The organism is Streptomyces sp. NPDC001617 (assembly GCF_053596855.1).
Map to the genome: position 1 here is coordinate 19,153 of NZ_JBSFHA010000013.1, position 26,470 is coordinate 45,622.

Here is a 26,470-nt window from a genome sequence, read left to right on the forward strand (position 1 = left end):
ACCGAACCTCGACGGCCTGTTCGCAAGATGGGAACACGCTGTTCGCGAGCGGTGCCGGGGCGCGAAAATGGGCCGCGGGCAGATCTCCCTCCCCCGAAGGTGATCTACCCGCGGCCTTCCCCCGGCGCCGGACAGTGGGTCCAGCCACCGCGTGGGCGGTCCGTGCCGTCACCAGCACATGACCGCTGTCTCCCCCGGACCCCACGCGGAGTACAGACGGACTCGGACGAAGTAGCGCCGGCCCTTGACGAGCCGGGCCTGGATGGTGGCGTTGTGCGCCGTTCCGCCGTCGTCCCGGCCGACGAGGTAGCGGGGCTCCCCGTCCCGCTCCTCGAAGACCACGGCCACGGTGTCGCTCGCGCCGAAGGTGCCCACGGTGTACTCGCGGGTCTCCGGTGGCTCGACGGTGAAGTCGGCCTGCTCGCCCGGGCCGAGCCCGAGCGGCACGGACCGGAAGGGCACCAGCGCCGGCGGCCGCGAGCGGTCGGCCGGCGGATACCAGCGCAGTGCGAACTCCTTGTCGACCGTGGAGAGCGTGCCGGGCGGGTTGAGGCCGCCGCGGAACTGCTCCGGTTCCAGGATCAGGCCGTCCGGGAACGGATACTCCATGATCGACTGCGGGTCCCAGACCGAGCCGTTGACCTCGTCCGGGTCCAGCTTGCGCAGGATGTTGAAGAACGTGGTGTCCCGGCCCCAGAAGTTCGGCGGGCCCGCCAGATCGGCGTAGACCGCCTCGTCGTCCCAGGCGAGGCCGGCGAACGGGCTCTGGTGCTCGTGCAGCATCCCGAGCGCGTGCCCGATCTCGTGCAGGGCCGTCCCACGGTCACCGGGCGCGGCGAGGTCCCAGCCGAAGTTCATCGTGCGGTCGTGCTGCCCGGCCCGCAGCGCGTCCCGGCCCACCGCCGACCAGGAGCCGTCGCCCTGCTGGAAGCCGATCCGCAGTTCGGCCTCCGAGCGGTCGCCGACCTCGACGAAGGACAGCCCGATGCCCAGGTCCCGCCACTCCCGGAAGCAGTCGCGCACCACGTCACGCTGCTCCTGGCCACCGCCCCACGAGACCCGCCGCAACGACCCGGTCCCCGGTACCGGGATGACCGACCCGTCGGCGTCGCCGTCGAAGAAGTAGTAGTGCAGGACCGTGCCGTTGACCCACATCCGGTTGCCCGAGACGAGCGCACTGCGCCGCTCCGCGGTCAGCCCCGGTGCGAAGGCGGGGGCCGACTGCTGCGCGAGGCTGCAGTAGCGTCCGGTCATGCGCACAGCCTGCCGTGAGCAGGGTCACAGGCGCCTGAGTCGGGGGCTACTCAAGTCACCCTGTATCAGGAGTGAGTACTCGCGCTCATACCCACGTGACGACTTTCGAACGGGAAGCGAAGACCCTCGAGCTGCCGTGGCAGTTCACCGGACGTGAGGACGAACTGGAGCTGATCCGCCGCTCCCTCACCGCAGGCCACCACGGCATCGTGGTCACCGGCCCGGCGGGCTGCGGCAAGACCCGCCTGGTGACCGAGGCCGTCCGGGGCGGCGACCGTGTCCGCGCGGCCGGGACGCCCGAGACCCGGCACATCCCGTTCGCCGCGTTCGCGCACCTGCTGCCCGAGTCGGTCTCCCTGCACCGAGCGGTCCAACTCCTGTCCGGGGTACGGCTGCTGGTCGTCGACGACGCGCATCTGCTCGACGACGCCTCCGCCGCCCTCGTCCACCAGCTCGCCGTGCACGGCCGCACCCGCCTGATCGTCGTCGCGGCGGACGGCGCCGCCCACCCCGGTGCGATCTCCCGCCTCTGGACCGGGGAACTGCTGCCCCGCCTCGCCCTGGAGCCCCTGTCCCGTGTGGACACGGAGCTGCTGCTGACCGCCGGCGTCGGGGGAAGCCTGGAACCGCTCACCCTGGGCCGCCTGCTCCACCTCGCCCGGGGCGATCTACGGCTGCTGCGCGACCTGGTGGACGCGGTGCGCGAAGGCGGACTGCACACGCGCGTGCGGGACACCGACGCCTGGGCATGGCGGGGCCCGGTCCCGATGACGGCGACGATCCGCGAACGCACCGCCGAGGTCCTGGACCGTCCCTCCCGCGAGGAGCGTGTGACTCTCGAACGCCTCGCTTTCTCGGAGCCGCTGCACCTCCCCATGGACGACCTCGACCTACGGGCCCTCGAAACCCTGGAGGCCGACGGGCTGATCGCCGTCGACGACCAGGGCGCCGCCCGTCTCGCCCACCCCCTGCACGGCCCGGTGCTGCGGGCCGCGGCCGGCCGGCTGCGGGCGAGGCGGCTGGCCCGCACCCCGGAGCAGTGCGGGGCGGCGCTGGCCGCGGAGACGGCCGTACTGAACGCACGGATCGAACAGTTCGACGTACGCCCGCTGCCGACACCCGTGGGGGAGTGGCTGGCGCGGGAGGGCGCGCCCGTACCGGCTGGATACGCGGCGGTGCGCGCCCGGTTCTCGCGGCTTCGGGGGGAGCTGCGGGAGGCGGCGGCCTGGGCGAGGGAGGGACTGCGGCACGCGCCGGGGGACGCACCCTGCCGCACCGAACTCGCCCAGGCCGCCGCACAGTCGGGGGACACGCCCGCTGCCGAGCGGGCCGTGGAGGGACGGCCCGAGCTCGCCGAGCAGGTCGCATGGCTCGCGGCGGCGCGCGGCGACCTCGACGGCGCGCTCGCCGCGATCGGCGACGCCACCGACGGCATGGTGCAGAGGTACGGCGGTGACGGCCCGGCCGCGGGGTTCAGCAGTGGACTCGCGGCCGAGTTCGCCCACGCCCTCTACGACGCCGTACGCCTCGGTGCCCCCGACAAGGTCGCCGAACGCCTCCCGGCCGACGGTGTGTTCGCCCTGCACGCGGACGCGCTCGCGCGCGCGGACGGCCCGGCTCTGGTCCGTGCGGCCGAGGCGCTGGAGGAGCGCGGCTTCCTGCTGTACGCCGCCGAGGCGCACGCACAGGCCGCACGGGTGCACCGTGACCCGAGCGCGGCCCGCACCGCACGCACGCGTGCCGTCGCCCTCGCCCGTCGCTGCCAGGGCGCCCGCACCCCGGCCCTGTCCGGCCTCGTCCTCGGCGAACTCACCGCCCGCCAGCGGCAGATCGTCACCCTGGCGGCCGCCGGCCTGAGCAACCGCCAGATCGCGGAGCAGCTCACGCTGTCCATCCGCACCGTGGGCAACCACCTCTACAGCGCCTACGCCCGCCTCGGCGCGAGCGACCGGGCGGCGCTGCCGTGGCTCGTGGAACTGCCGGACGCGCAGTCGGCCTGAGCCACACCCAGGGACCGGCGGTCTGACCCCCAGTATTCGGGGGAGGGGTCAGGCCGCCGACTCATGCCCCGGTCCCCGTGCGCACTTGTACCGACCGCGCAGAGCGCGCATCGTGGCATTGCCCTGTCGAACGGAGGAGCGAACGCATGCCGCACAACCCCGAGCTGCACATCTGGTTCCAGCCGGTCAACGGAGAGGCTCTCGCCGTCAGGAGTCGCGACTTCGAGACGCTGGACGCCGCTGTCGGCGCCCTGAACGACGCTCTCGCCCAGGGCCGTACGCTGCGGTTCGAACTGACCGGCCCGGACGAGGCGGGGAACGGCTTCGCGCTGGTCGACTTCGCCAAGGTGGTCGCGGTCAAGGTGTGGCCGGGGCTGGTCAAGGGCGCCGACGACGGACAGTACCTGTGATCGTGCCTGGGCGACCTCGCGGGGTCAGGCCGCCCCGAAGGCGGTGAACGCCCACCCGGTCGCCTGGTGCAGGGCATCCCCGGGCAGCGCGGCCCGCGCGTCGCGGAGCGCCTCCGCCAGGGACAGCCCCGCGCTGAGGCCCTTGTGCAGCGCGAGCATCAGCGGCACCACCGCATGGTCGTTGACCGGTGCGCTGCTCGCCACCACCCCCGCCGTGCCCAGCGGCAGCAGCGCGGTGACCAGACCGAGCAGCTCGTCGGCGCCGACCGAGGCGAAACGAGCCGTGTCGCAGCTGGACAGGATGATCCGGTAAGGGCTGCGGTCCAGGCGCTCGAAGTCATGGACGATCAGCGGGCCGTCGGCCATCCGGAGCGACGAGAACAGGGGGCTGTCGGCGCGGAAGGCGCCGTGCGCGGCGATGTGGGCCAGGGTGGCGCCGTCGATCTCCTCCAGCACGCGCGGCACGCGCGCGTCGTCGTGTTCCAGCAGGGTCGGTCTGCCGTACCGGTCGGCGAGTTCGGGCACCTCGGCGCCACCGGTCGCGAGGCCGGGGCCACGGACCAGCACATGACGGCCGAGGGGCGGCGGCTCGGTCTCCCGGGCCCGCAGCCAGCTGCTCGCCGACGGCGACACGCTGAGCACTCGTTCCCTGAGCGAGGGCAGCAGCGCCCACGGCACGCGGTGCAGCCTGCCGGGCGGTACGACGACGACCGGCCCGGAGCCCAGGTACGCGGCGGCCGGTCCCAGCAGCAGTTCCTCCACGCGCCGCCCCATCTCCTCGACCAGCGGCAGCCGGGCCTCCGCCCCGGGGTGGGCCAGGCGCCGCAGCCCCGCCTGGATGTGCTCGGCCTCGATCTCGGCGTCGGCGAGCCGGCCCGCCCGGAACCGCCGTACCCGCCCGTCCCCGCACAGCAGCACCTGTACGCGCCCGTCGAGCACGGCGAGTTCCACCAGCCGTACCTCGCCGAGCCGTTCCAGCAGCCGGGCCGGATCGAAGCGGTCCTCGGCACCGGGCCCGTCGCCGCGCAGATGCAGGGTCCTGGAGCGGATCTCCCGCTCCAGCCGCCGCTGTTCACGCTCCAGGGCCGGTATGGGGCGCCCGTCGCTGCGGGCCTCCTCGGCGCGGGCCGCGATCTCCCGGAAGGCGGTCAGACCGCCCTGCAGTGCCGGATCGGCCGGTGGCCGGGTCGGCGGGGTGGACAGCACGGTCGCCCGCCAGCGCTCGCTCCACATCAGCAGCCGTCGTGGCGCCCCCGAGTCCAGGCTGGCCTGCTGTGCCAGCGCCGCCAGCTCCGCACCCTGCGCGGTGGCGCGGGCCCGCAGCTCCGAGGCGCCCAGCGTCATCCGGTGGTCGTCGAGCACGTCGAGGCCGCGCCGGCACGCCTCCAGGACACCCCGGCCCGACCCTGCGGCCCGCGCCCGCAGCGCCTGCGCCGCCCAGCCCGTCATCCGGGCCAGCGGCGGCCCGCTGTGCCGGCTGCGGGCGGCGACGGCCAAGTGCCGCTCGGCGTCCGCCGTCCAGCCGAGGCCGAGCGCGATCCGACCCGCGATCAGCGAGGCCTCGGGCGCGGCCGGCGCGCCGAAGGAGGCGAGCCGTTCGGCCACCGCCGCCGCGTCCGCGACGAGCCGCCCCGAGCCGCGCCCGGCGGCGAGCCGCGCCTCGATCAGCACCAGCCGGGCGTGCGTCTCCCACCAGGCGCGCCGCTGCCCGGCGAACAGCCGTACCGCCAGCGCCGCACGCGCGATCGCCGTGTGCGGGTCGCCCGCCAGCCGTGCCGCCCGGGCCGCGACCAGCAGCAGCTCCGCCTTGCGCGTCGACTGACCGCCGATCCGGTCGAGCACCCCGATCGCCGCGTCGGCCTCACCCAGCGCCTCCGGGGCCAGCCCGGCCGCCATCAGGACCTCGCAGCGCCGGATGTAGAGCATGAAGGAGGGCGTGCCGAGCTTGGCGTACCGCTCCTCGGCCTCGTCCAGCAGCCGTAGCGCGGCCGGCACGTCGCCCTGCCGGAAGGCGGCCAGGCCCCGGCTCTCGACGACATCGGCCTTGTCGTGGTCCTGGCCGGTGGTGTCCCACAGCGTCTCCGCCGCCGTGAAGTCGGCGTCCGCCCGGTCCACCGCACCGAGCGCCAGATGCACGGTCGCCCGCAGCGTCAGCGCCCGAGCCGTCCAGATGACGTCGTCCACCTGCCGCAGTACGGGAATCGCCCGCCGTACGTCCTCCAGCGCCTCCTTGTGCCGCCCCAGCACCCAGGAGGCGTACGCCCGCCGGAACAGCACCCGCGCGCGGGTGTGCCCGCTGCTCACCGCGACACCCCGCTCCAGCGCCTCCAGACCCTGCCGGGTTCGGCCCGCGTGGATCAGCGCCACCCCGAGCGCGGCCAGCACGTCCGCCTCCCGGTCGGGGTCCTGGGCGCGCGCGGCCAGATCACGGGCGCGGCGCAGATGATGCAGCGCGATCCTGAGATCGCCCCAGTCCCGCTGCCAGATCCCGATCACCTGATGCGCCACGGAGGCGCTCGACGCCGACGGATCGGACTCCAGCACCCCCTGCGCCCGGGCCAGAGCCTCGTTCGGTGCGGCGAACACCATCGGCAGCAGTTCGAGAACCGAGTCGCTTCCCGCTGTCACCCAAAGGATGGTAGTGGCCCTGGTTGCGCACCACACCCGTTTGGCGCTGTATCAAGCTGAGGCCGAGTGACTCTGATTGACGACTGCCGCCTCAAGGGGGAGGACACGCCATGGCACCACAGCGATTCCACGAGCAGTTCGACCAGATCCAGCGCTCCATGCCCGACGTCCCGCTGGCCCTGGGACCGGACGACGCGGCGGAGTTCATCTACGAGAAGGGTGTCGTCCTCGCCCGGGACGGCGAGGAGGCCCGTCTCGTCGAGGACACCGTGCGCACCCACTTCACCGAGGCCACCGGCCTCACCGCGGATCAGGTGCGCCGGGCGAGCCCGGAGACCAACCGCTCCGGCATCACCCGCATCCAGGTCGGCGACCCCGGCCACGGCGACCGCCGCGGCGACCGGGCCGTCGCCCACGCCCTGCGGGCCATGCGCGAGCACGAAGGACGGCAGCGGCGCCGGCTGGTCAGCCGCAACCACATCGTCTCCATCGCCGTCAACTCCTGTCCCGGCGACGAGCCGGTGCCCGCCCCGCTCACCCAGGGCACCAACCCGGTCCCCGCCCAGGCCCCGTACGACGAGGACACCGCCGTAGGCGTCCTGGTCATCGACAACGGCCTCACCCACGACTTCGCGACCGTCCCGCTGCTCGCCCATGTCGAGGGCGATCTCCACGGCACCGAGACCGACGGCGACGGCAACCTCCTGCAGTACGTCGGCCACGGCACCTTCATCGCCGGCCTGCTCGCCGCCGTCGCACCCAACACGAACATCACCGTGCGCAACACTCTCAACGACGCCGGTGCCGTCCTGGAGTCCGAGTTCGGACAGCGGCTCTTCGACGCGGTCGACGACCACGGCTGGCCGGACATCATCAGCCTCTCCGCCGGCACCTCGAACGGCCGCACCGACGGCCTCCTCGGCGTCGAGAGCTTCATGCAGGAGCTGCGGCAGCAGCGCACGCTCCTGGTCGCCGCGGCCGGCAACAACTCCAGCGCCACTCCGTTCTGGCCCGCCGCGTACGCCTCCCTGCCCGACTACCAGGACGCCGTGCTGGCGGTCGGCGCGCTGCGCAGCGACGGCGAGTTCGGCGCCTGCTTCACCAACCACGGCTCCTGGGTGAGCGTGTACGCCCCCGGCGAGCGTCTCACCAGCACCCTGACCGGCTTCGACGCGCCGGTGCCGTACACCTACCAGCACACCACGTACGACGCCTGCCGCTACGGCTTCACCTACGCGTGCACCTGCCAGTACCCGCGCCACACCGGCGTGTTGAGCGAGGCCGGCACCCCGACCTCCGGCAAGGCGGACCAGGTGATGTTCGAGGGTTACACCTACTGGAGCGGCACCTCCTTCGCCACCCCGGTCGCCGCCGGGCTGGTCGCCGCCCGGATGACGGCCGACAAGGAGAGCGACCCGCGTGCCGCCGCCGGGCAGCTTCTCGCCACCGACGCCGTGTACGCCGAAGTGCGCGGGGCGCACGTACCGGCGCTGCGCCCGGCCGGCTGGCGCCCGGCGCCGGTCACGCAGCTGGCTCCTCCGGCATGAGGTCTGGAACGGCCCCTTCCACGGCGTACGATGACAGGCCGTACACGAGGAGTGGGGCCGTGGACCGAGCACATGTCGGCGCGCTGGTCCGGGCCGCCGTCGACGGCGACGCGGCGGCCTGGAAGGCGCTCGTGGAGGGGCTGAGCCCACTGGTGTGGTCCGTCGTGCGCTCGCACCGGCTCTCCGACGCCGACGCGCACGAGGTGTACCAGACCGTGTGGTTCCGTTTCGCCCAGCACCTGGGGCGCATCCGCGAACCCGACAAGGCGGGCTCATGGCTGGCGAGCACCGCACGGCACGAGTCGCTGAAGGTGCTCAAGAGCTTAAGGCGACTGATGCCGACGGACGACGCACAGCTGCTCGACCGGGTCAGCGACGACCGTACGCCAGAGCAGTCGTTCCTCGACCTGGAGGACGCCGCCGCCGAGACCGAGCGGATCAGGCATCTGTGGCAGGAGTTCGAGGGACTGGGCGAGCGGTGCCGGCAGTTGCTGCGCGTCCTGATGGCCTCGCCGACACCCAAGTACCAGGAGGTGTCCGTGGCGCTCGGGATCGCCGTGGGCAGCATCGGACCGCTGCGTCAGCGCTGTCTGCGACGCCTGCGGGCGCGACTCGAGGCACGGGGAGCGGTGTGAGGGACATGGACGACATCAACGACATCAACGATATCAACGACATCAACGACGACGAAGAGCCCGTCGAAGGCGAGGAGTTCGACCTCGACCTGCTGGAGGAGGAGCTGCGCCGGGCCGCCGCGATCCTGGACCCGGTGCCGCCCGAACTGCGGCAGATCGCCGTGGAGGCCTTCGCGCTCCACGACCTCGACGCCGAGATCGCGGAACTGACCTTCGACTCGGTGGTCGACGCCCTCCCGGTCAGGGGAGCCGTGGAGGCTCCGCGGATGCTGACGTTCCACGCGGGCGGGCTGACCGTGGACGTGGAACTGAGCGCGCACGGACTGATGGGGCAGGTGCTGCCGCCTCAGACGGCTCGTGTCGAGGTGCTCCGTGGTCCGCAGGCGGGCTCACCGCTCTCCACCGACGCCATGGGCCGCTTCACCTACGACGAACCCCCCACCGGCCCCTTCGCCCTCAGACTGCGGACCGGCGAGGCGACCCTCGTCACGGACTGGCTGACGGTCTGAGCAAGCCGCTCGTGGTCGGACCGGTCGGCGAAGGAGTGCGAACCCGGCCGGGGCATGAAGTGGTACGCCGGTCCGGTCACTTGACGGTGCGTCACTTCCGCGGCTGAAGCCGGAGGTCAGGCCGATACGGCGTCCACCAGCGCGGCCAGCGCCGACCCCAGCCGGTGCAGCCCCGGCCCGGCGGGCCCGCCCGGTTCGGTCATGTAGGTGTCCCGCCGGATCTCCACCATCAGGGCACCGACCCGCGCGTCCTTCCCGTAGAACTCCAACGGCACGTAGGTCCCGGCGAAGGGGCTGTCCAGTCCTGTCTCCCCGGCCGCCGCGAACGCCTTCCGCGCCGCCGCCGACAACTCGGGCGGCGTATGGAAGGAGTCGGTGCCCAGGCAGACCGGCGGCCGCGGGCCCTCGCCGTGCAGCTCGTAGGGGAGCGGTGCGGTGGGGTAGGAGTGGACGTCGATGATCACGGCCCGACCGGCCGCCGCCAGCCGTTCGGCGACCGCGTCCGTCATGGCCTGCGCGTACGGCCGGAAGTAGCGGTCGATCAGCGGCTTTGGGGCGGTGCCCTCGCCCCGCAGCACCTCTCGGTGCGTGGTCCGCGTGTAGACGGCCCCCATCCCCACGGACAGCATCTCCTCCCGCTTGTCCGGGAACCGCTCCGGATCGACGACCAGCCGCGACAACCGGTTCACGAACCGCCACGGGGTGACGCCCGCCGCGCGCGCCGCCGCTTCGGCGAGTTCGGCCGTGTGCGCGTCGGTGATGTGGTCCAGCTCGCGCACCAGCGCGGTGTCGTCCAGCACGATGCCGGCCCGCACCTCAGGCGGGATCTCCCGTGCCGAGTGCGGGACGTGAAGGATCACGGGGGAGTCGTCCGCGCCGGGCAGGAACTGGAAGGACGGTGCGCCGGCGTGCGGCATGGGCTGCTCCCTGGGGTTCGGGTGTCACATTCACAGACCCGGCGGTGTCTTCATGCCGAACGCCCGAACAGGTCCGCATACAAGGAGAACACCATGACGCTGCGCGTTCCGAAGGCCGATCTCCCCGCCGAGCTCCGCGAGGCCGTGCTCCAGCAGCTCGGCGCCGTGCCCGAGCCCGTCGAAGTGCTCTGGAACAACCCCGAACTCGCCCTGGCCAACCAGGAGTTCTCGGCCAAGGTGGCCACCTGGGACGCGGCCGACGCGAGCCTCAAGACGTTCGCGCACATGGCCGTCGCCGCGCAGGTCGGCTGCAGCTGGTGCCTCGACGTCAACTACTTCCACGCCCTGAACCAGGACCTCGACCCGGCCAAGGCGAGCCAGGTGCCGCGCTGGCGGGACTCGGACGTGTTCACGCCGCTGGAGCGGGACGTCCTGGAATACGCCGAGGCCATGACCAACACCCCGCCGACGGTCACCGACGAGCTCTCCGCGTCCCTGCTCGACCGGCTCGGCCCGGCGGCCCTCGTCGAGCTCACCGTGTTCATCGGCTTCGCCAACCTCGCGACCAGGTGCAACACGGCCCATGGCATCACGTCACAGGGCTACTCCGACGCCTGCGAGATCCCGCTGGCCACGCGCGCCGAGACGTCCGGCGCGGTGCCGACGGCATGACCGAGGACCCTTTCGTCACCCACCGCAGCCTGCTCTTCACGGTCGCCTACGAGATGCTCGGCTCCGCCGCCGACGCGGAGGACGTGGTGCAGGAGTCCTGGCTGCGCTGGGCCGACGTCGACCGGGCGCAGGTGCGCGAGCCACGGGCGTACCTCGTCCGGACCGTCACCCGGCAGGCACTCAACCGGCTGCGGACGCTGTCCCGCAGCCGCGAGGACTACGTCGGCGAGTGGCTGCCGGAGCCGCTGCTGACCAGCCCGGACGTCGCCGAGGACGTCGAACTCGCGGAGAGCGTCTCGATCGCGATGCTGACCGTGCTGGAGACGCTCGGACCGGCCGAGCGCGCGGTGTTCGTGCTGCGCGAGGTCTTCGACCTGCCGTACGACGAGATCGCCGAGGCGGTCGGAAAGTCCTCGGCGGCCGTGCGGCAGATCGCGCGACGGGCCCGGGAGCATGTGGCGGCCCGGCGACCGCGGGTGCAGGTGAGTCTGTCCGAGCAACAGGCCGTGGTGGAGAGGTTCCTGGCCGCGCTGCGCACCGGCCGGTTGCAGGAGCTGATGGAGCTCATGGCACCGGACGTGGTCCTCGTCGCCGACGGCGGCGGCAGCGCGAACGCGGCCCTGGCCCCGATCCACGGCGCCGACGTGGTGGCGAGGCTGCTGGCACGCCCGGACCGGACGGTGTCGGCGGTGTGGCTCAACGGCGCGCCCGCGGGACGTATCGAGGTCGACGGCCAAGTGGCGGCGGTGAGCCTGGTCGTGGAGAACGGCCGGATCACCCGCATCCACGCGGTGGCGAACCCGCGCAAGCTGACGCGCCTGGACACACCGGCCGAGCTCGCCCGATAGCCCCGCCTAGCGTCGCCCGCCGAACTCCCAGTCGTGCACCTCGACGGCGGCGTACCGGTCCACGGTCAGGACGGCACGTGCTGTCTGCGGGTCCGGGGCCCGGAGCAGTACCGCCGTCCCCACCCAGGTCTCGCCGTCGTCGGAGAGCAGCGGCCCGTACGCGATCAACTCGCCCTGATCCGAAGGCACATGAAGGTCGACCTCGGGCCCCGCCCCGAGACCCAGCACCAGATACCGGTTCCCACCGGACCGACCACCGGCGAAGTCCCACATGGTCCGCCCCAACAGATTCCGCCACCGCCGCACCAACACGTCCCGGTACACGCCCGCCTGGTAGTTGGGCTCCTCGAAGGCGAACGCCCGCGCGGCGGCGGCATCCGGCAGATCGACGATGTGCACACTCCCGGTGGGCGTTTCGCCGTCGTCCGCGAAGGTCGGCCCACGGGCGATGAGTTCGGCCGCGAACCCGTCCATGTAGGACCAGTGTTCCTCGATCAGCTCGTCGCGCAGGGAGGAGGAACCGGGCCGGTCGCGGTGGTAGCAGAAGAACTCCATGACGCATACCGTATGGCCGACTGTCGCACGACGAGCACCGGCGGGGAGCACCATGCCCATCAGTAGCCGGCGGATCACCGAGCGCGCGTTTCTGGAAGTGCTCTACGAGGACGACTACTTCCCCGATCACGTGCTGGACCGCGGTAAGGCGATCCTGCTGGCCCTGTGCGAGCGCATCGAGGCCGAGCGGCCCGCCGACCTCGCGGCGCTGTATGCGCTGACACAGGCCGCCACCGAGGAATTCAACGCGCTGGAGGCGGAGTTCGACGAGGCGGGCAGCGAGATCGAGACCGTGGCGCGGGAGGAGATCGGCGGCGACTTCTGGTTCATCGCCCAGGCCTACGGCTTCGAGGACGCGGACGCGGAGAAGCTCATCGCCACCCGGGAGTGGTGAGCCCCAGCCCAGCAACTCCCCGACAACACCCGCGACTTGCCCGGTCTCGATCAGAAACCCGTCGTGCCCGTACGGCGACTCGATCACCCTCGGCCGGTCCGCGCGCTGCTGTCAGACCCCTCGCCTAGTCTCGAACCATGACCGTCCACGAGCTCTCGCGCACCGACGCCCGCCGCATCGCCGTACGCGCCCAACTCCTGGACGCCATACGGCCGGACAGTCTGCTGGAGGTCGTACGCGGGCTGACCCTGCTGCAGATCGACCCCACCGCCGCGATCGCGCCCAACGCCGATCTGGTGGCCTGGAGCCGCCTCGGATCGGCGTACTCCCCGGCCGAGTTGACCGCCGCCCTGGAGAAGCGCTCGCTGCTGGAGCTGCAGGCGATGATCCGGCCCGGCGAGGATCTCGCGCTGTACCGCGCCGAGATGGCCGAGTGGCCGGATCGGGGGACGCCGTCGTCCTGGCGGGAGCACCACCGCACGTGGGTCGCGGCGAATGACGCGTGCCGCCGCGACATCCTCGCCCGCCTCGACGCCGAGGGCCCGCTGCCCTCCCGAGCCCTCCCCGACACCTGCGCCAAGCCGTGGAAGTCGAGCGGCTGGACCAACAACCGCAACGTCACCAAGCTCCTGGAGCTGATGGTCCAGCGCGGCGAGGTCGCCGTCGCCGGCCGCAGCGGCGGCGACCGCCTCTGGGACCTGGCGGACCGCGTCTACCCCGACGCACCCTCGATCCCGGTCGAGGAGGCCCTGCGCATCCGCGACGAGCGCCGGCTGCGCGCCCTCGGCATCGCCCGCGCCCGCGGACCCGAGTGCCAGGTCGAGCCGGCGGACGTGGGCGAGGCGGGGGAGGAGGCCGTCGTCGAGGGGGTGCGGGGCACGTGGCGCGTGGACCCTGACCGGTTGGGGCTGCCCTTCGAGGGGCGCGCGGCCCTCCTGTCACCGTTCGACCGGCTCGTCCACGACCGCAGACGCACCACCGAACTCTTCGAGTACGAGTACCAGTTGGAGATGTACAAGCCCGCCGCCAAGCGCCGCTGGGGCTACTTCGCGCTCCCGATCCTCTACGGCGACCAACTGGTCGGAAAGCTCGACGCCACAGCCGACCGCAAGGCGGGGGTGCTGCGGGTCGACGCCGTCCATCAGGACGTCCCGTTCACCGAGGCGATGAGCACGGATATCGACCGGGAGATCGAAGACCTGGCCCGCTGGCTCGAGTTGGAGCTGGTCAGGCGGCGCCGCTGACCCCGGAGGCCACGAAACGGCGGTGCAGCGGCGAGAACCGGGCCTCGGGCTCCCCGGCGATGCCGGCTTCCTTGACAGCGGGCGTCAGCCGCTCCGCGAAGAACCGCTCGAAGTCCGCCTGGGCCTTCCATACGTCGGTGACGTGCAGCGCGCCCCCTTCGAACCAGGCCACATGCATGACGGCGCCCTCCGGTTGCTGCTCCTCCCAGCGCACCGTGTTCAGGACGGCGTCGTACTGCTCGGGCGTGACACCACTCCAGCGCAGGGACAACACAACGGCCATGGGAATGCCTCCTCGGTTCGGTTCCCCCCGCTCAGTAGACCGGCCGGAGGTACCGACCACCTGCCGTGGTAGGCCGTTCGTGCCAGGCATCCACCCATCGGCGGTCGCGCGTCACCATCCGCCGGACGGCATGGCTCTGCCCCGGCCGGGCACGGTGCCGGCCGGGGCAGGAGACCTTGGAGAGCGGGCCGTCAGGCCCCTCGCGTCAGCTCAGGGACGCCAGCGCCTCGTTCCAGGTGGCCGACGGGCGCATGACCGCGGCGGCCTTCGCCGGGTCGGGCTGGTAGTAGCCGCCGATCTCGGCCGGCTTGCCCTGGACGGCGATCAGCTCGTCGACGATCTTCTGCTCGTTCGAGGAGAGCGTCTCGGCGAGCGGGGCGAAGGCCTTGGCCAGGTCGGCGTCCTCGGTCTGCGCCGCCAGCTCCTGCGCCCAGTACAGGGACAGGAAGAAGTGGCTGCCGCGGTTGTCGATGCCGCCGACGCGACGGGTCGGGGACTTGTCCTCGTTGAGGAAGGTCGCCGTGGCGCGGTCGAGGGTGTCGGCGAGGATCTTGGCCTTGGGGTTGTTCGTGGCCGTCGCGTACTGCTCCAGGGACGGGACCAGCGCGAAGAACTCACCGAGCGAGTCCCAGCGCAGGTAGTTCTCCTTGACCAGCTGCTGGACGTGCTTCGGCGCGGAGCCGCCGGCGCCCGTCTCGAACAGGCCGCCGCCCGCCATCAGCGGGACGACCGACAGCATCTTGGCGCTGGTGCCCAGCTCCAGGATCGGGAAGAGGTCGGTGAGGTAGTCGCGGAGGACGTTGCCCGTGACCGAGATCGTGTCCTCGCCGCGGCGGATGCGCTCCACGGACAGCTTCGTCGCGTCGACGGGAGCCAGGATGCGGATGTCCAGACCCTCGGTGTCGTGCTCCGGCAGGTACGCGTTGACCTTGGCGATCAGGTTGGCGTCGTGCGCACGGGTCTCGTCCAGCCAGAACACGGCCGGGTCGCCGGTGGCGCGGGCGCGGGTGACGGCCAGCTTCACCCAGTCCTTGATCGGCGCGTCCTTGGTCTGGCAGGCGCGGAAGATGTCGCCCTCGGCGACCGGCTGCTCGATGAGGACGTTGCCGGCCTGGTCGACCAGACGGACCGTACCGGCCGCCTTGATCTCGAAGGTCTTGTCGTGGGAGCCGTACTCCTCGGCCTTCTGCGCCATCAGGCCGACGTTCGGGACCGAGCCCATGGTCGACGGGTCGTAGGCGCCGTTGGCACGGCAGTCGTCGATCGCGACCTGGTAGACACCGGCGTACGACGAGTCCGGCAGGACCGCGAGGGTGTCGGCCTCCTGGCCGTCCGGGCCCCACATGTGGCCGGAGGTGCGGATCATGGCCGGCATCGAGGCGTCGACGATGACGTCGGACGGCACGTGCAGGTTGGTGATGCCCTTGTCGGAGTCGACCATCGCCAGGGCCGGGCCCTCGGCGAGCTCGGCGTCGAAGGAGGCCTTGATCTCGGCGCCCTCGGGCAGGGCCTCCAGGCCCTTGTAGATGCCGCCCAGACCGTCGTTCGGGGACAGACCGGCGGCGGCGAGCGTGGCGCCGTACTGCTCGAAGGTCTTCGGGAAGAACGCGCGGACGACGTGACCGAAGATGATCGGGTCGGAGACCTTCATCATCGTGGCCTTGAGGTGCACGGAGAACAGCACGCCCTGGGCCTTGGCCTCGGCGATCTGCGCGGTGAGGAACTCACGCAGAGCGGCCACGTGCAGCACGGACGCGTCGACGACCTCGCCCTCGAGAACCGGTACGGACTCGCGCAGGACCGTGGTGGTGCCGTCCTCGGCGGCCAGCTCGATCTTCAGCGCGCCGGCCTCGGAGATCACGACGGACTTCTCGGTGGAGCGGAAGTCGTTCTGCCCCATGGTGGCGACGTTGGTCTTGGACTCCGCGGACCAGGCGCCCATGCGGTGCGGGTGGGTCTTCGCGTAGTTCTTGACCGAGGCGGGGGCGCGGCGGTCGGAGTTGCCCTCGCGCAGGACCGGGTTCACGGCGGAGCCCTTGATCTTGTCGTAGCGGGCCTGGACGTCCCGCTCCTCGTCGGTCTTCGGGTCGTCCGGGTAGTTCGGCAGCGCGTAGCCCTGGCTCTGCAGCTCGGCGATGGCGGCCTTGAGCTGCGGGATGGACGCCGAGACGTTCGGCAGCTTGATGATGTTGGCCTCGGGCGTCTTGGCCAGTTCGCCCAGCTCGTGCAGGGCGTCCGGGATCCGCTGGTCCTCGGTGAGGTACTCCGGGAACACGGCGATGATGCGCCCGGCCAGCGAGATGTCCCGCGTCGTCACGGCGACACCCGCCTGCGAGGCGTACGCCTGGACCACCGGCAGGAAGGAATACGTCGCCAGGGCCGGGGCCTCGTCAGTGTGCGTATAGATGATGGTCGAGTCAGTCACCGGGTGCTCCGCTCCACGTCTGCAACATTGCTCGACATCAAGATATCTCGTGATCGGGGCGGGCTCGACAGGGGTCCGTGCAACCGAACGTCCGATCTTGCGGTCCTGCAGGGAGATCGTGCATCTGATCGTCGACGGCCGGACCTGACCAGCCGGCCGCCCGAGCGAAAGCTGACCATGAGATATCGCACCAGAGTGACGGCCCCCGCGGCCGCCCTGATCGGTACGGCCGCGGCACTGACCATCGGGGGAGCGGCCCAGGCGGTGCCGGGGGACACCGGCACCCCCGGCCCCGAGACCCTCGGTGACCCCGTCTTCCCGGGCCTCGGCAACGACGGCTACCGCGTCTCGGCCTACCGCATCGACCTCGCCTACGAGGCCACGACCAAGCTCGTCGACGCCACCGTGACCCTGCGCCTGCGCACCACGCAGCCGCTCACGCGCCTCTCCCTGGACGCCCTCGGCCTCGACATACGCTCCGTCCGCGTCGACGGCCGCACCGCCGCCTTCGAGCAGGCGGACGAGAAGCTGCGGATCACGCCCGTCCGGCCCCTGCCGGCCAAGGCCCGCGTGACGATCTGCGTCGAGTACGGCGCCGACCCGAGCCGCACCCTCCCGCACACCGCGTGGGTCGTCACCCCGGACGGCTTCGCGATCTGCCCGCAGCCGAACTCGGCGCACACCGTCTTCCCGTGCAACGACCACCCGTCGGACAAGGCGGACTTCACCTTCCGCGTCACCGTCCCGAGCGGCCTGCGCGGCGTGGCGAACGGCACGCTCGTCCGCACGGAGAGCCTCGACGGCGACCGGACCGCTTACACGTACGTGTCCCGCGAGCCGATGGCCACCGAGCTGGCGCAGATCACGGTCGGCGACTACGTCGTCAAGGACCGGCAGGGCCCGCACGGGCTGCCCCTGCGGGACGTCGTGCCCACGGCCCGGGCCGCCGCCCTGGAACCCGCGCTCGCGCTGACTCCCGGGCTGCTGGAGTGGATCGAGCAGCGGCTCGGCGCGTTCCCCTTCGAGACGTACGGCCTGCTGCCCTGCAACTCCGACGACCCGAAGGCCTTCGACTTCACGGGCCTGGAGACCCAGACCCTCACCCTGTACAAGCCGAACTACCTGCTCCAGGAGGAGAAGAAGATCGGCTCGCACATGATGCACGAGCTGGTCCACTCCTGGTTCGGCAACCTCGTCGCTCCCGCCACCTGGGCCGACCTGTGGCTCAACGAGGGCCATGCCGACTTCTACGGGCTGCTGTACCGCTACGAGCGCGGCTGGACCGACTCGCTCGGCTACAGCACGTTCGAGGACCGCATGAAGTACACCTACGGTCTCGGCGACCAGTGGCGGCACGACTCGGGCCCGGTCGCCGCGCCCGACGAGGTCAACCTCTTCGACAACCAGCGCTACACGGGCGGCGTCCTGGTCCTGTACGCGCTGCGCCAACTGGTCGGCGAGGACGTCTTCCACGCGATCGAGCGCGGCTTCCTCGACCGCTTCCGCAACTCCTCGGCGACGACGGAGGACTACATCGCCGTCGCCTCGGAGGTCTCGGGCCGGGATCTGTCCGGATTCCTGCGGGACTGGCTCCACGGCACCAGGACGCCGCGGATGCCCGGCCACCCGGACTGGACGGTCACGCCGGTGAACTCGGCGCCGGCCTCACCGCACAGCCGCAGGGGCGGGCACTGGCACGAGAACTCGGCGACGCTCTGATCCGGCGGGGTCTCAGTCGAGGTGGGCGGCGCGCGCGTCGCCCACCTCCTCGTGGGTGCGCTGCTGCGGGATGGCGATCGAACCCTGTTGCAGCGCCACCGTCCGTGCGGGCGCCGGAATGCGGATGCCCTCCTCGGCGTAGCGCCGGTGCAGCCGCTTGATGAACTCGTGCTTGATCCGGAACTGGTCGCTGAACTCGCCGACCCCGAGGATGACCGTGAAGCCGATCCGGGAGTCCCCGAACGTGTGGAAGCGGACCAGTGGCTCGTGGTCCGGGACGGCGCCGGTGATCTCGGTCATCACCTCGGAGACGATCTCGCAGGTGACCTGCTCGACATGCTCCAGGTCGCTGTCGTAGGCGACCCCGACCTGGACCGTGATCGTCAACTGCTGCTCGGGGCGCATGAAGTTGGTCATGTTCGCCTTTGCCAGCTCCCCGTTGGGGATGACGACCAGGTTGTTCGAGAGCGCGCGGACGGTCGTCTGACGCCAGTTGATGTCCTCGACATAGCCCTCCTCGCCGCTGCTCAGCCGGATGTAGTCGCCGGGCTGCACGGTCTTGGAGGCGAGGATGTGAATGCCGGCGAAGAGGTTGGCGAGCGTGTCCTGCAGCGCGAGCGCGACCGCGAGACCTCCCACACCCAGGGCGGTGAGCATCGGGGCGATCGAGATGCCCAGCGTCTGCAGCACCACCAGGAAGCCGATCGCCAGGACCAGTACGCGGGTGATGTTGACGAAGATCGTGGCCGACCCGGCGACCCCGGACCGCGACTGGGTGACAGCCCGCACCAGGCCGGCGATCACCCGGGCCGCCGTGACCGTGACGACGGAGATGAGCACCACGGTCAGCACCTGGTTGACGTGGTTCTGGACCGTTCTGGTCAGCGGCAGCGCCGCACCCGCGGAGGCGGCACCGCCCAGAAACGCCGCCCACGGCACCACCGTGCGCAACGCGTCCACGATGACGTCGTCACCGCTCCAACGAGTACGGTCGGCGTGCTTGCCCAGCCACCGCATCAGGACGCGCAGCAGGAACGCGGCCAACAGGCCCGCGGCCAGCGCGATTCCGGCGATGACCAGGTCGTCCACGGTGAGCGCTCGGTTCACCGACTACCTCCAAGTTCAGGATGTGCAGCGGCTCATCCTGCCTTATCCGCACAGGGGTTCGTACCTGGTGGCTGTCCGGATGGTGCGGATTCGGACGATCCCCTCGGCGCCGAGGCGACCGTGTCCCACACGTCGTCTCACCCGTCCGTGAACGACCCGTGCCGCCCCGCCCCCGACGCGAACCGCGCCGCCCCCTCCATGCCCTCCGCCAACACGCCCGTCCCGTACCGGAGTTCACCCCGCATCGCCGCCTCCTCGGTCAACCCGCCCTGCTCCAGCACCGACGCCCGGTCGCCCCGCATGCACGCCTGCGGAAAGCGGGCGATCTCGGTGGCCAGCGTCTCCGCCTCGGCGCGAGCCGCACCCGTGGGCACGACGCGGTTGGCCAGCCCCATCTCGTAGGCCTCCCGGGCCCCCACGGCACGCCCCGTCAGGATCATGTCCATGGCGCGGCTCTCCCCGATCAGCCGGGGCAGCCGTACCGTGCCTCCGTCGATCAGCGGCACACCCCAGCGTCGGCAGAACACGCCGAACACCGCGTCCTCCTCGGCGACCCGCAGATCGCACCACAGCGCCAGCTCCAGCCCGCCCGCCACGGCGTGTCCGGCGATCGCGGCGATCACCGGCTTGGACAGCCGCATCCGGGTCGGCCCCATCGGCCCGTCGCCGTCCTCCGCCACCCGGTTGCCGCGCTCGGTGCCGATCGCCTTGAGGTCGGCGCCCGCGCAGAACGTGCCGCCCTCGCCCCACAGCACCGCCACCCGTGCCTGGTCGTCCGCCTCGAACTCCTGGAAGGCGGCGGCGAGTCCGGCGGCCGTCGGACCGTCGACGGCGTTGCGGACCTCGGGTCGCGAGAGGACGACCGTGGTGACGTGCCCTTGGCGCTCGGTGCGGACCGGCATGGTGGGCTCCCTTTTCCTGTGCGGGTCTGAGGGTTCCGTACAGGGGGAGTCTCGCCGATGGCGGTCGGGGGCGCGGACCGCCCGGTCGGCGTCGGGGCTCGACGACCCTCAGATCACCTTCAACCGCACCAACGCCCCCAGCGTCAACGCGCCCGGCAGCAGCGGCAGCCATACCGTGATGATCCGGTACGCCAGCACCACCGCCGTCGCCACGGCCACGGGGCCGCCCGCCGCCACCAGCGCCACGACCAGCGCGGCCTCGACCGAGCCCAGCCCGCCCGGCGTCGGCACCAGCGCGACCGCGACCGTCGCCGCGAGGTAGGCCACGGCCATGTGCACGGGCGGCACCGGCAGTCCGAGCGCCTGTCCGACCAGGACCAGCCCGGCCGCCTGCAGTACGGGGAAGGCCAGCGAGCCACCCCACAGGGCCAGGGCACGGGACGGCCGGGTGTGCACCGAGCGCAGTTCGCTCAGCGCGGTGCGCAGGAACGAGGCGACAGCGCTGCGCAGCCGTCGTACGAGAGCGAGGACGCCCGCCGCCACGACCAGCACCGCGCCCACGGCCAGCAGCAGCGGGCCCACGGTGCCCTTGGGCAGCAGCTCGCCGAAGCTCAGCGCGTCCGGGAAGACGAGCAGCAGGGCCGCCAGCAGGCTCAGCCGGGCCACCGACTCCGCCAGCAGATACAGGGCGAGCGCGGCCGAGGAGCGGGCGAGCGGGACCCCGCAGACGGTCATGAAGCGGAGATTGACGGCACTGGCGCCGAGGCCGGTCGGGAGCAGATGGTTGGCCGAGCCGGCCGCGAACTGGGTGGCCAGCAGTCGTCGCTTCGGCAGCCGGTCGACGACCGCACCCTGCCGGGTGAACGCGGCCGCCACCCAGGTCAGACAGGTGGCACCGGCCGCGGCCAGCAGCCAGGGCCACTCGGCCGAGCGCAGATGGCCGAAGCCCTCGGCCAGGACGCCACGGTGCTGCACGGCGACGACGGTGACCAGCAGGAGCGGAACCAGGCACAGGATCTGGCGGACCGGGACGCGACGGGGGAACCGTCCCGGAGGGATGGGGCCTTGGGGAAGTTGAACCGCAGTCACATCTGGAGAGGGTTTCCGCACCGCGCCAACTGCGGGTTGCGGGATCGCGGACAGCGTCTTACGGACGGGAAGCGGCTGGGGAGGCGGGGGAGGCAGGGCCATGGGGTCCTTCGGGGGAGGGGACGGAATGGCGGGAGTATTGACCTCGACAACGCTCGAGGTTCTACGTTCTCTCCCATGAGCATGGAAACCACAGCGTGGACACAGCTGCACAGTGTCATGACCGCCCAGCAGGAGCGCCGCCCTGTGGCGCGTGCCACGTTGCGCCGAATTGCCGCGTTCGCCCGCCCGCACCGCGCCCGTATCGCACAGTTCGTGCTCCTCGGGGTGGTGACCGCGTTGCTCGCGGTCGCGACCCCCCTGCTCGCCGGGCATGTCGTCGACGCGATCGTGTCGGGCGGCGACCAGGGCACCGTCGTACGTCTGGCCCTGCTCATCGCGCTGATCGCGGTCGCGGAGGCGACGCTCGGGATCCTCGGGCGGAGGCTCTCGTCGTCGCTCGGGGAGGGGCTCATCCTCGATCTGCGCACGGCTGTGTTCGATCATGTGCAGCGGATGCCGGTCGCGTTCTTCACACGGACACGTACGGGCGCACTGGTCTCCCGGCTCAACAACGACGTCATCGGCGCCCAGCGTGCCTTCAGCAACACCCTGTCCGGAGTGGTCAGCAACCTGGTCACCCTGGTGCTCACCCTCGCGGTCATGTTCACGCTGTCCTGGCAGATCACCCTGCTCGCGCTGGTCCTGCTCCCGGTGTTCGTCGTACCGGCTCGGCGCATGGGCAGCCGGATGGCCCGCATGCAGCGCGAGGCGGCCACGCTCAACGCCGCCATGGGCACCCGTATGACCGAACGCTTCTCGGCACCCGGCGCCACCCTCGTGAAGCTCTTCGGGCGCCCGGAGGAGGAGTCGGAGGAGTTCGCGATGCGCGCCCGCCGGGTCGCGGAGATCGGTGTACGGACGGCCACGGCCCAGTCGGTGTTCATCACCGCGCTGACCCTCGTCTCCTCCCTCGCCCTCGCCCTCGTCTACGGCCTCGGCGGCTGGTTCGCCCTGCGCGGCAGCCTGGAGCCGGGTGCCGTCGTGTCCCTGGCCCTTCTCCTGACCCGTATGTACGCCCCGCTCACCGCGCTCGCCGGCGCCCGTGTCGAGGTGATGAGCGCCCTGGTCAGCTTCGAGCGCGTCTTCGAGGTGCTCGACCTCAAGCCGCTGATCGAGGAGAAGCCGGACGCGCGGTCCGTCCCCGAGGGGCCGGTCGCCGTCGAGTTCGACGACGTCCGCTTCGCCTACCCGTCCGCCGACAAGGTCTCCCTGGCCTCCCTGGAGGAGGTCGCGTCCCTGGACACGCGGGGCGGCGCCGAGGTCCTGCACGGCATCACCTTCCGTGCCGAGCCCGGACAGACCGTCGCGCTCGTCGGCTCGTCCGGTGCCGGCAAGTCGACGATCGCCGGGCTGCTCCCTCGTCTCTACGACGTCGACGAGGGTGCCGTACGCATCGGCGGCGTCGATGTCCGCGATCTGAGCGCCGGCTCCCTGCGCGCGACCCTCGGCATGGTCACCCAGGACGGGCACCTCTTCCACGACACGGTCCGTGCCAACCTCCTCCTCGCCCGCCCCGAGGCGACCGAGCCCGAACTCTGGGACGCCCTGCGCCGCTCCCGCCTCGACGACCTGGTCCGCTCCCTGCCCGACGGCCTCGAGACGGTCGTGGGGGAGCGCGGCTATCGCCTCTCCGGCGGCGAACGCCAGCGCATGACCATCGCCCGCCTGCTGCTGGCCCGTCAGCGCGTCGTCATTCTCGACGAGGCCACGGCTCACCTCGACAACACGTCCGAGGCCGCCGTGCAGGAGGCACTCGCCGAGGCCCTGGAGGGACGGACCGCGGTGGTGATCGCACACCGGCTCTCCACGGTCCGGGCGGCGGATCTGATCCTCGTGATCGAGGACGGGCTGGTGGTCGAGCGGGGCACGCACGAGGAGCTGCTCGCGGCGGGGGGACGCTACGCGGAGCTGTACCGGACGCAGTTCGAGGAGCGGGCGCCGGAGGTGACGGAGATCGCGGCGGCCGGGGAGGCGGTGGCCTGATGTGCAACCAGGTGGTTGCGTATTCGGGTAGTGGATGTGCAACCTGTAGGTAGCGCATCCCGACGAGACGAGGTCGCCATGGTTCCCGACACGATCGAACGCAGCATCCTGATCGACGCCTCCGTGGAGCGCGTCTGGACGGTGCTCACCGAACCGGCCTTCCTGGGGCGCTGGTTCGGCAACGGTGAGCCGGTCAAGATCGACCCGCGCCCGGGCGGCCTCCTCGTCTTCGACCACGGTGTGCACGGCGTCATCCCGGCCCGCCTTGAGACGGTCGAGCCGCCGCGCCGGCTCTCCTGGCGGTGGTCCCAGAGCGCCGCGGGCGAAGAGCCGGACGACAGCAACGCCACCCTGGTCGAGTTCACCCTGACCGAGGACGAGTCCTCGGCGGGCACCCGGCTGACCATGGTCGAGAGCGGTTTCGCGCGCCTGGGCCTGCCCGGCGACGAGGCGGCCGTACGCCACCGGGCCAACAGCGGCAACTGGCCCGGCAAGCTCGACCAGTTGCGTGCGGAATGCGAGCAGACCCAGGCATGACCCGCACCGCCGACACCGCTCCGGCCCCGGACGACGTCCTGGTGGCCGTGGCCGATCCGATCCGCCGGGAGATCCTCGCCGCACTGGCTCGCGACGGCGGCGCGACCTCGACGTCCCTGGCGGCCGGGCTGCCCGTCACCCGGCAGGCGGTGGCGAAGCATCTGGCCGTCCTGGACCGCGCGGGACTGGTCCGGGCGCACCGGGCCGGGCGGGAGGTCCGCTACGAGGCCGACCTGCGGCCGCTCAGGCAGGCCACGCGGTGGATGGACGACCTCGCTGCCCGGTGGGAGAGCCGCCTGCGACTCATCAAGGAGCTGGCGGAGAGCGAGACAACGCGGTGAGGCGGGCGTCGTCGCCGCCCGCCTCACCGTGCCAGGGTCTGCTACGAGACCAGGGCGTCCTTCTTCCGGCCCACCCGCTCGCGCACCACCGCGAAGGCCACCACGGCCAGCGCCACGAGCGTCGACAGGACCACCTGGTCGCGCCCGCCGCCGTCGGCCGTGTCGGTGAGCATGTAGCCCAGCACGAAGGTGATCAGGGCGATGGTCGCCCAGGTCAGGTAGGGGTAGAGCCACATCTTCACGACGAGCTTCTCCGGCGTCTCACGCTGGATGATCTTGCGCATCCGCAGCTGGGAGAAGCAGATCACCAGCCAGACGAACAGGGCGATCGCACCGGAGGAGTTGAGCAGGAACTGGAAGACGGTGTCCGGCCACAGGTAGTTGAAGGCGACCGCGACGAAGCCGAAGACCACCGAGGCCAGGATGGCCGTGCGCGGCACACCGCTACCCGTGGTCCGCCCGAAGGCGGCCGGGGCGTCGCTGCGCCCGCCGAGCGAGAAGGCCATGCGGGAGGCGGTGTACAGGCCCGAGTTGAGACAGGACAGCACCGAGGTCAGCACGATCGCGTTCATGATCTGCGCGGCGTGCGGGATGCCGATCGACTCCAGGGCGGCGACGTAGGAGCCGTCCTTGAGGATCGCCGGGTCGTCCCAGCGCAGCAGCGACACCACGATCAGGATCGAGCCCAGGTAGAAGACGGCGATCCGCCAGATCACGCTGTTGGTGGCCTTGGTGACCGCACCCCGCGGGTCCTCCGACTCACCGGCCGCGAGCGTGACGATCTCGCTGCCCATGAAGGAGAAGACCACCATCAGCACGCCCGTGAGGATCGCGCCGGGGCCGTTCGGGAGGAAGCCGCCATGTGCGGTGAGGTTCGAGAAGCCGCTCGCCGGGTGGTCCGAGCCGGGCAGCAGACCGAAGATCGCGAGGCCGCCCAGCACGATGAACGCGGCGATGGCGACGACCTTGATACCCGCGAACCAGAACTCGAACTCGCCGTAGGAGCTCACCGAGACGAGGTTGGAGGCGGTCAGCACCACCATGACGATGAGGGCCCAGCCCCACTGCGGGACCGCCGGTATCCATCCGGCCAGGATCTTCGCGCCGGCGGTCGCCTCGACCGCGAGCACCACGACCCAGAAGAACCAGTACAACCAGCCGATGGTGAAGCCGGCCCAGCGGCCGAGCGCCCGGTCCGCGTACGCGGAGAACGAGCCGGAGGTGGGGTTCGCCGCGGCCATCTCGCCCAGCATCCGCATCACCAGGACGACGAGGACGCCGACGAGCGCGTAGGAGACGAGGATGCCGGGGCCGGCGGCGGCGATGCCGGAACCGGAGCCGACGAACAGGCCGGCGCCGATGACGCCGCCGATGGCGATCATCGACAGGTGGCGGTTCTTCAGGCCGGGCTTGAGGCCCGGCTCGGTGGGCGGACTCTTGGTGATCGTTGAGGTCATCGCGACATCCATCAGGGGAGTGGGGACGGTGACCCGGAAATTAGTTCAGTACGATCCAAAAGAACAAGACTTGTTTAATTGTTCATCGTGCTCTATTTTGCGTGCAACGCGGAACAGCCCGTTTGACGCGGAACGGCCCGTTTAAGGTGACGTCGTGGTGAACACAGCGGGCAAGTTCGGGCCCTACAACCAGCAGGGTCCGTCGCGGTCGGCGGCGGTCAGAGGCCAGAGCGGATCGGAACTCGTCCGCTCACGGATCGCCCTCCAGGTGCGGCTGACGTCCCTGCCCCCGGAGGAGCGGCTGCCGGACGCCGGAGTGCTGGCCGAAGAGCTGGGTATAGGCGAGATCACTGTGCGCCGCGCGCTGGAGGGCATGTGCCAGGACGGCCTGCTCGATCGCCGACGCGGCCGGGCCGGCGGCACCTTCGTCGCCCAGGGCTGGGAGACGGTCGTACCGTTGCTGCACGACGCGGACGAGGCGGCCTCGCTGGAGGCCTTCCACCTGCTGCTCGAGTGCGGTCTGGTGGCTCAGGGCGCGGGCGAGGTGGAGCCTGAGCGGCTCGCCGCGCTCCAGGCGCTGGTCGACGAGCTGGACCTGACCGACGATCCGACCCGGCTGCTCATGCTGGAGACCCGCTTCCACCTGGACCTCGCCGAAACCCTGGGGGGCGAGGGCATACGCGAACTCGCCGCCGACCTCCTGGGCAGGCTCTGCCTGGTCCAGCCCGCCCCGGCCCCCGAGGTCGTACGGGCCCGCAACCGCTGCCACGCCGAACTGCTCGCCGAACTCGGCCGCGGCGCGCTGGCCCCGGCCATCGAGGCGGTGAAAGCACATCCGCATGCCCGCCCGAGCTGACACCCGGTCGCATCCGACCGTCGCTTTCGCGCCGCCGCCCAGCAGAAGGAGCCGTC

At 71.6% G+C, this 26,470-nt stretch carries 24 protein-coding genes; 14 read left to right on the forward strand and 10 right to left on the reverse strand.

Annotated elements, in window-relative coordinates; genetic code table 11:
- Positions 1-168: 168 nt before the first annotated feature.
- Complete coding sequence (gene absR1, locus ACWC09_RS12685; RefSeq protein WP_450850522.1) at positions 169-1,254, reverse strand: beta-glucuronidase AbsR1; 1,086 nt, start codon at positions 1,252-1,254, stop codon at positions 169-171.
- A gap of 95 nt (positions 1,255-1,349) precedes the next feature.
- Between absR1 and ACWC09_RS12690 the strand changes: the two genes are divergently transcribed.
- On the forward strand, positions 1,350-3,254 hold the full coding sequence (locus ACWC09_RS12690) for a LuxR family transcriptional regulator AbsR2 (RefSeq protein WP_450850523.1): 1,905 nt from the start codon (positions 1,350-1,352) through the stop codon (positions 3,252-3,254).
- A 146-nt stretch (positions 3,255-3,400) separates the two neighbouring features.
- Positions 3,401-3,664 carry a hypothetical protein gene (locus ACWC09_RS12695; protein ID WP_450850524.1) on the forward strand — a complete coding sequence of 88 codons (264 nt, stop codon included), beginning with the start codon at positions 3,401-3,403 and terminating at the stop codon, positions 3,662-3,664.
- Between the two features lie 24 nt (positions 3,665-3,688).
- Here ACWC09_RS12695 and ACWC09_RS12700 read toward each other — a convergent pair whose 3' ends face one another.
- Complete coding sequence (locus ACWC09_RS12700; protein WP_450850642.1) at positions 3,689-6,253, reverse strand: CHAT domain-containing protein; 2,565 nt, start codon at positions 6,251-6,253, stop codon at positions 3,689-3,691.
- Between the two features lie 149 nt (positions 6,254-6,402).
- Here ACWC09_RS12700 and ACWC09_RS12705 point away from each other — a divergent pair, with 149 nt between their 5' ends.
- The 3 genes from ACWC09_RS12705 to ACWC09_RS12715 are packed head-to-tail and all read left to right on the forward strand — an operon-like array spanning position 6,403 to position 8,983.
- A complete protein-coding gene (locus tag ACWC09_RS12705) occupies positions 6,403-7,839 on the forward strand; it encodes a S8/S53 family peptidase (protein WP_450850525.1) in 1,437 nt (478 codons plus the stop codon).
- A gap of 59 nt (positions 7,840-7,898) precedes the next feature.
- On the forward strand, positions 7,899-8,474 hold the full coding sequence (locus ACWC09_RS12710; protein ID WP_450850526.1) for an RNA polymerase sigma factor: 576 nt from the start codon (positions 7,899-7,901) through the stop codon (positions 8,472-8,474).
- Positions 8,475-8,479: 5 nt separating this feature from the next.
- The gene (locus ACWC09_RS12715; protein WP_450850527.1) at positions 8,480-8,983 is read left to right on the forward strand and encodes a hypothetical protein; all 504 of its coding nucleotides are present in this window, start codon (positions 8,480-8,482) and stop codon (positions 8,981-8,983) included.
- A gap of 116 nt (positions 8,984-9,099) precedes the next feature.
- On the opposite strand, the gene ACWC09_RS12720 is transcribed toward ACWC09_RS12715, so the two are convergent.
- Positions 9,100-9,900, reverse strand: coding sequence for an N-formylglutamate amidohydrolase (locus ACWC09_RS12720; RefSeq protein WP_450850528.1), 801 nt, complete (start codon positions 9,898-9,900; stop codon positions 9,100-9,102).
- Positions 9,901-9,993: 93 nt separating this feature from the next.
- On the opposite strand from ACWC09_RS12720, the gene ACWC09_RS12725 reads away from it, so the two are divergent.
- Both ACWC09_RS12725 and ACWC09_RS12730 read left to right on the forward strand, forming a co-directional pair.
- Complete coding sequence (locus ACWC09_RS12725; RefSeq protein WP_450850529.1) at positions 9,994-10,572, forward strand: carboxymuconolactone decarboxylase family protein; 579 nt, start codon at positions 9,994-9,996, stop codon at positions 10,570-10,572.
- Entirely contained in the window at positions 10,569-11,420 is an 852-nt protein-coding gene (locus ACWC09_RS12730) for an RNA polymerase sigma-70 factor (RefSeq protein ID WP_450850530.1), read from the forward strand. The genes ACWC09_RS12725 and ACWC09_RS12730 overlap by 4 nt, the downstream gene beginning before the upstream one ends.
- A 6-nt stretch (positions 11,421-11,426) precedes the next feature.
- Here ACWC09_RS12730 and ACWC09_RS12735 read toward each other — a convergent pair whose 3' ends face one another.
- Complete coding sequence (locus tag ACWC09_RS12735; protein WP_450850531.1) at positions 11,427-11,975, reverse strand: YciI family protein; 549 nt, start codon at positions 11,973-11,975, stop codon at positions 11,427-11,429.
- A gap of 52 nt (positions 11,976-12,027) precedes the next feature.
- On the opposite strand from ACWC09_RS12735, the gene ACWC09_RS12740 reads away from it, so the two are divergent.
- Together ACWC09_RS12740 and ACWC09_RS12745 are read left to right on the forward strand one after the other, a co-directional pair.
- Positions 12,028-12,369, forward strand: a complete 342-nt coding sequence (locus ACWC09_RS12740; protein WP_450850532.1) for a DUF5713 family protein — start codon at positions 12,028-12,030, stop codon at positions 12,367-12,369.
- A 137-nt stretch (positions 12,370-12,506) separates the two neighbouring features.
- Entirely contained in the window at positions 12,507-13,613 is a 1,107-nt protein-coding gene (locus ACWC09_RS12745; protein ID WP_450850533.1) for a DNA glycosylase AlkZ-like family protein, read from the forward strand.
- Here the strand turns inward: ACWC09_RS12745 and ACWC09_RS12750 are convergent.
- Positions 13,597-13,896, reverse strand: a complete 300-nt coding sequence (locus tag ACWC09_RS12750; protein WP_450850534.1) for a hypothetical protein — start codon at positions 13,894-13,896, stop codon at positions 13,597-13,599. The two genes, ACWC09_RS12745 and ACWC09_RS12750, sit on opposite strands and share 17 nt — an antisense overlap.
- 205 nt (positions 13,897-14,101) lie before the next feature.
- On the reverse strand, positions 14,102-16,321 hold the full coding sequence (locus ACWC09_RS12755) for an NADP-dependent isocitrate dehydrogenase (protein ID WP_450850535.1): 2,220 nt from the start codon (positions 16,319-16,321) through the stop codon (positions 14,102-14,104).
- Between the two features lie 177 nt (positions 16,322-16,498).
- Between ACWC09_RS12755 and ACWC09_RS12760 the strand changes: the two genes are divergently transcribed.
- Positions 16,499-18,040 carry a M1 family metallopeptidase gene (locus tag ACWC09_RS12760; RefSeq protein WP_450850536.1) on the forward strand — a complete coding sequence of 514 codons (1,542 nt, stop codon included), beginning with the start codon at positions 16,499-16,501 and terminating at the stop codon, positions 18,038-18,040.
- 12 nt (positions 18,041-18,052) lie between these two features.
- On the opposite strand, the gene ACWC09_RS12765 is transcribed toward ACWC09_RS12760, so the two are convergent.
- The 3 genes from ACWC09_RS12765 to ACWC09_RS12775 form a co-directional block, all read right to left on the reverse strand.
- On the reverse strand, positions 18,053-19,147 hold the full coding sequence (locus ACWC09_RS12765; RefSeq protein WP_450850537.1) for a mechanosensitive ion channel family protein: 1,095 nt from the start codon (positions 19,145-19,147) through the stop codon (positions 18,053-18,055).
- A gap of 137 nt (positions 19,148-19,284) precedes the next feature.
- Positions 19,285-20,049 (reverse strand): crotonase/enoyl-CoA hydratase family protein, encoded by a 765-nt coding sequence (locus tag ACWC09_RS12770; protein WP_450850538.1) that lies wholly within the window; start codon positions 20,047-20,049, stop codon positions 19,285-19,287.
- Between the two features lie 108 nt (positions 20,050-20,157).
- The gene (locus ACWC09_RS12775) at positions 20,158-21,138 is read right to left on the reverse strand and encodes a lysylphosphatidylglycerol synthase transmembrane domain-containing protein (RefSeq protein WP_450850539.1); all 981 of its coding nucleotides are present in this window, start codon (positions 21,136-21,138) and stop codon (positions 20,158-20,160) included.
- Between the two features lie 183 nt (positions 21,139-21,321).
- On the opposite strand from ACWC09_RS12775, the gene ACWC09_RS12780 reads away from it, so the two are divergent.
- The 3 genes from ACWC09_RS12780 (at position 21,322) to ACWC09_RS12790 (ending at position 24,101) form a co-directional block, all read left to right on the forward strand.
- Complete coding sequence (locus ACWC09_RS12780) at positions 21,322-23,223, forward strand: ABC transporter ATP-binding protein (protein WP_450850643.1); 1,902 nt, start codon at positions 21,322-21,324, stop codon at positions 23,221-23,223.
- 78 nt (positions 23,224-23,301) lie between these two features.
- On the forward strand, positions 23,302-23,760 hold the full coding sequence (locus ACWC09_RS12785; RefSeq protein ID WP_450850540.1) for an SRPBCC domain-containing protein: 459 nt from the start codon (positions 23,302-23,304) through the stop codon (positions 23,758-23,760).
- Complete coding sequence (locus ACWC09_RS12790) at positions 23,757-24,101, forward strand: ArsR/SmtB family transcription factor (RefSeq protein ID WP_450850541.1); 345 nt, start codon at positions 23,757-23,759, stop codon at positions 24,099-24,101. The genes ACWC09_RS12785 and ACWC09_RS12790 overlap by 4 nt, the downstream gene beginning before the upstream one ends.
- A 41-nt stretch (positions 24,102-24,142) precedes the next feature.
- Here the strand turns inward: ACWC09_RS12790 and ACWC09_RS12795 are convergent, their stop codons facing one another.
- Complete coding sequence (locus ACWC09_RS12795; RefSeq protein ID WP_450850542.1) at positions 24,143-25,558, reverse strand: amino acid permease; 1,416 nt, start codon at positions 25,556-25,558, stop codon at positions 24,143-24,145.
- 154 nt (positions 25,559-25,712) lie between these two features.
- Here ACWC09_RS12795 and ACWC09_RS12800 point away from each other — a divergent pair, with 154 nt between their 5' ends.
- Positions 25,713-26,414, forward strand: a complete 702-nt coding sequence (locus ACWC09_RS12800; protein ID WP_450850543.1) for a FadR/GntR family transcriptional regulator — start codon at positions 25,713-25,715, stop codon at positions 26,412-26,414.
- Positions 26,415-26,470 lie beyond the last annotated feature (56 nt).

What these genes read in the sequence shown, in the direction of transcription:
- absR1 (WP_450850522.1), bottom strand. Translation starts at nt 1,254, where the DNA reads ATGACCGGACGCTACTGCAGCCTCGCGCAGCAGTCGGCCCCCGCCTTC.
- ACWC09_RS12695 (WP_450850524.1), top strand. Translation starts at nt 3,401, where the DNA reads ATGCCGCACAACCCCGAGCTGCACATCTGGTTCCAGCCGGTCAACGGA.
- ACWC09_RS12700 (WP_450850642.1), bottom strand. Translation starts at nt 6,253, where the DNA reads ATGGTGTTCGCCGCACCGAACGAGGCTCTGGCCCGGGCGCAGGGGGTG.
- ACWC09_RS12705 (WP_450850525.1), top strand. Translation starts at nt 6,403, where the DNA reads ATGGCACCACAGCGATTCCACGAGCAGTTCGACCAGATCCAGCGCTCC.
- ACWC09_RS12715 (WP_450850527.1), top strand. Translation starts at nt 8,480, where the DNA reads ATGGACGACATCAACGACATCAACGATATCAACGACATCAACGACGAC.
- ACWC09_RS12720 (WP_450850528.1), bottom strand. Translation starts at nt 9,900, where the DNA reads ATGCCGCACGCCGGCGCACCGTCCTTCCAGTTCCTGCCCGGCGCGGAC.
- ACWC09_RS12725 (WP_450850529.1), top strand. Translation starts at nt 9,994, where the DNA reads ATGACGCTGCGCGTTCCGAAGGCCGATCTCCCCGCCGAGCTCCGCGAG.
- ACWC09_RS12730 (WP_450850530.1), top strand. Translation starts at nt 10,569, where the DNA reads ATGACCGAGGACCCTTTCGTCACCCACCGCAGCCTGCTCTTCACGGTC.
- ACWC09_RS12735 (WP_450850531.1), bottom strand. Translation starts at nt 11,975, where the DNA reads ATGGAGTTCTTCTGCTACCACCGCGACCGGCCCGGTTCCTCCTCCCTG.
- ACWC09_RS12740 (WP_450850532.1), top strand. Translation starts at nt 12,028, where the DNA reads ATGCCCATCAGTAGCCGGCGGATCACCGAGCGCGCGTTTCTGGAAGTG.
- ACWC09_RS12745 (WP_450850533.1), top strand. Translation starts at nt 12,507, where the DNA reads ATGACCGTCCACGAGCTCTCGCGCACCGACGCCCGCCGCATCGCCGTA.
- ACWC09_RS12750 (WP_450850534.1), bottom strand. Translation starts at nt 13,896, where the DNA reads ATGGCCGTTGTGTTGTCCCTGCGCTGGAGTGGTGTCACGCCCGAGCAG.
- ACWC09_RS12760 (WP_450850536.1), top strand. Translation starts at nt 16,499, where the DNA reads ATGAGATATCGCACCAGAGTGACGGCCCCCGCGGCCGCCCTGATCGGT.
- ACWC09_RS12770 (WP_450850538.1), bottom strand. Translation starts at nt 20,049, where the DNA reads ATGCCGGTCCGCACCGAGCGCCAAGGGCACGTCACCACGGTCGTCCTC.
- ACWC09_RS12780 (WP_450850643.1), top strand. Translation starts at nt 21,322, where the DNA reads ATGGAAACCACAGCGTGGACACAGCTGCACAGTGTCATGACCGCCCAG.
- ACWC09_RS12785 (WP_450850540.1), top strand. Translation starts at nt 23,302, where the DNA reads ATGGTTCCCGACACGATCGAACGCAGCATCCTGATCGACGCCTCCGTG.
- ACWC09_RS12790 (WP_450850541.1), top strand. Translation starts at nt 23,757, where the DNA reads ATGACCCGCACCGCCGACACCGCTCCGGCCCCGGACGACGTCCTGGTG.
- ACWC09_RS12795 (WP_450850542.1), bottom strand. Translation starts at nt 25,558, where the DNA reads ATGACCTCAACGATCACCAAGAGTCCGCCCACCGAGCCGGGCCTCAAG.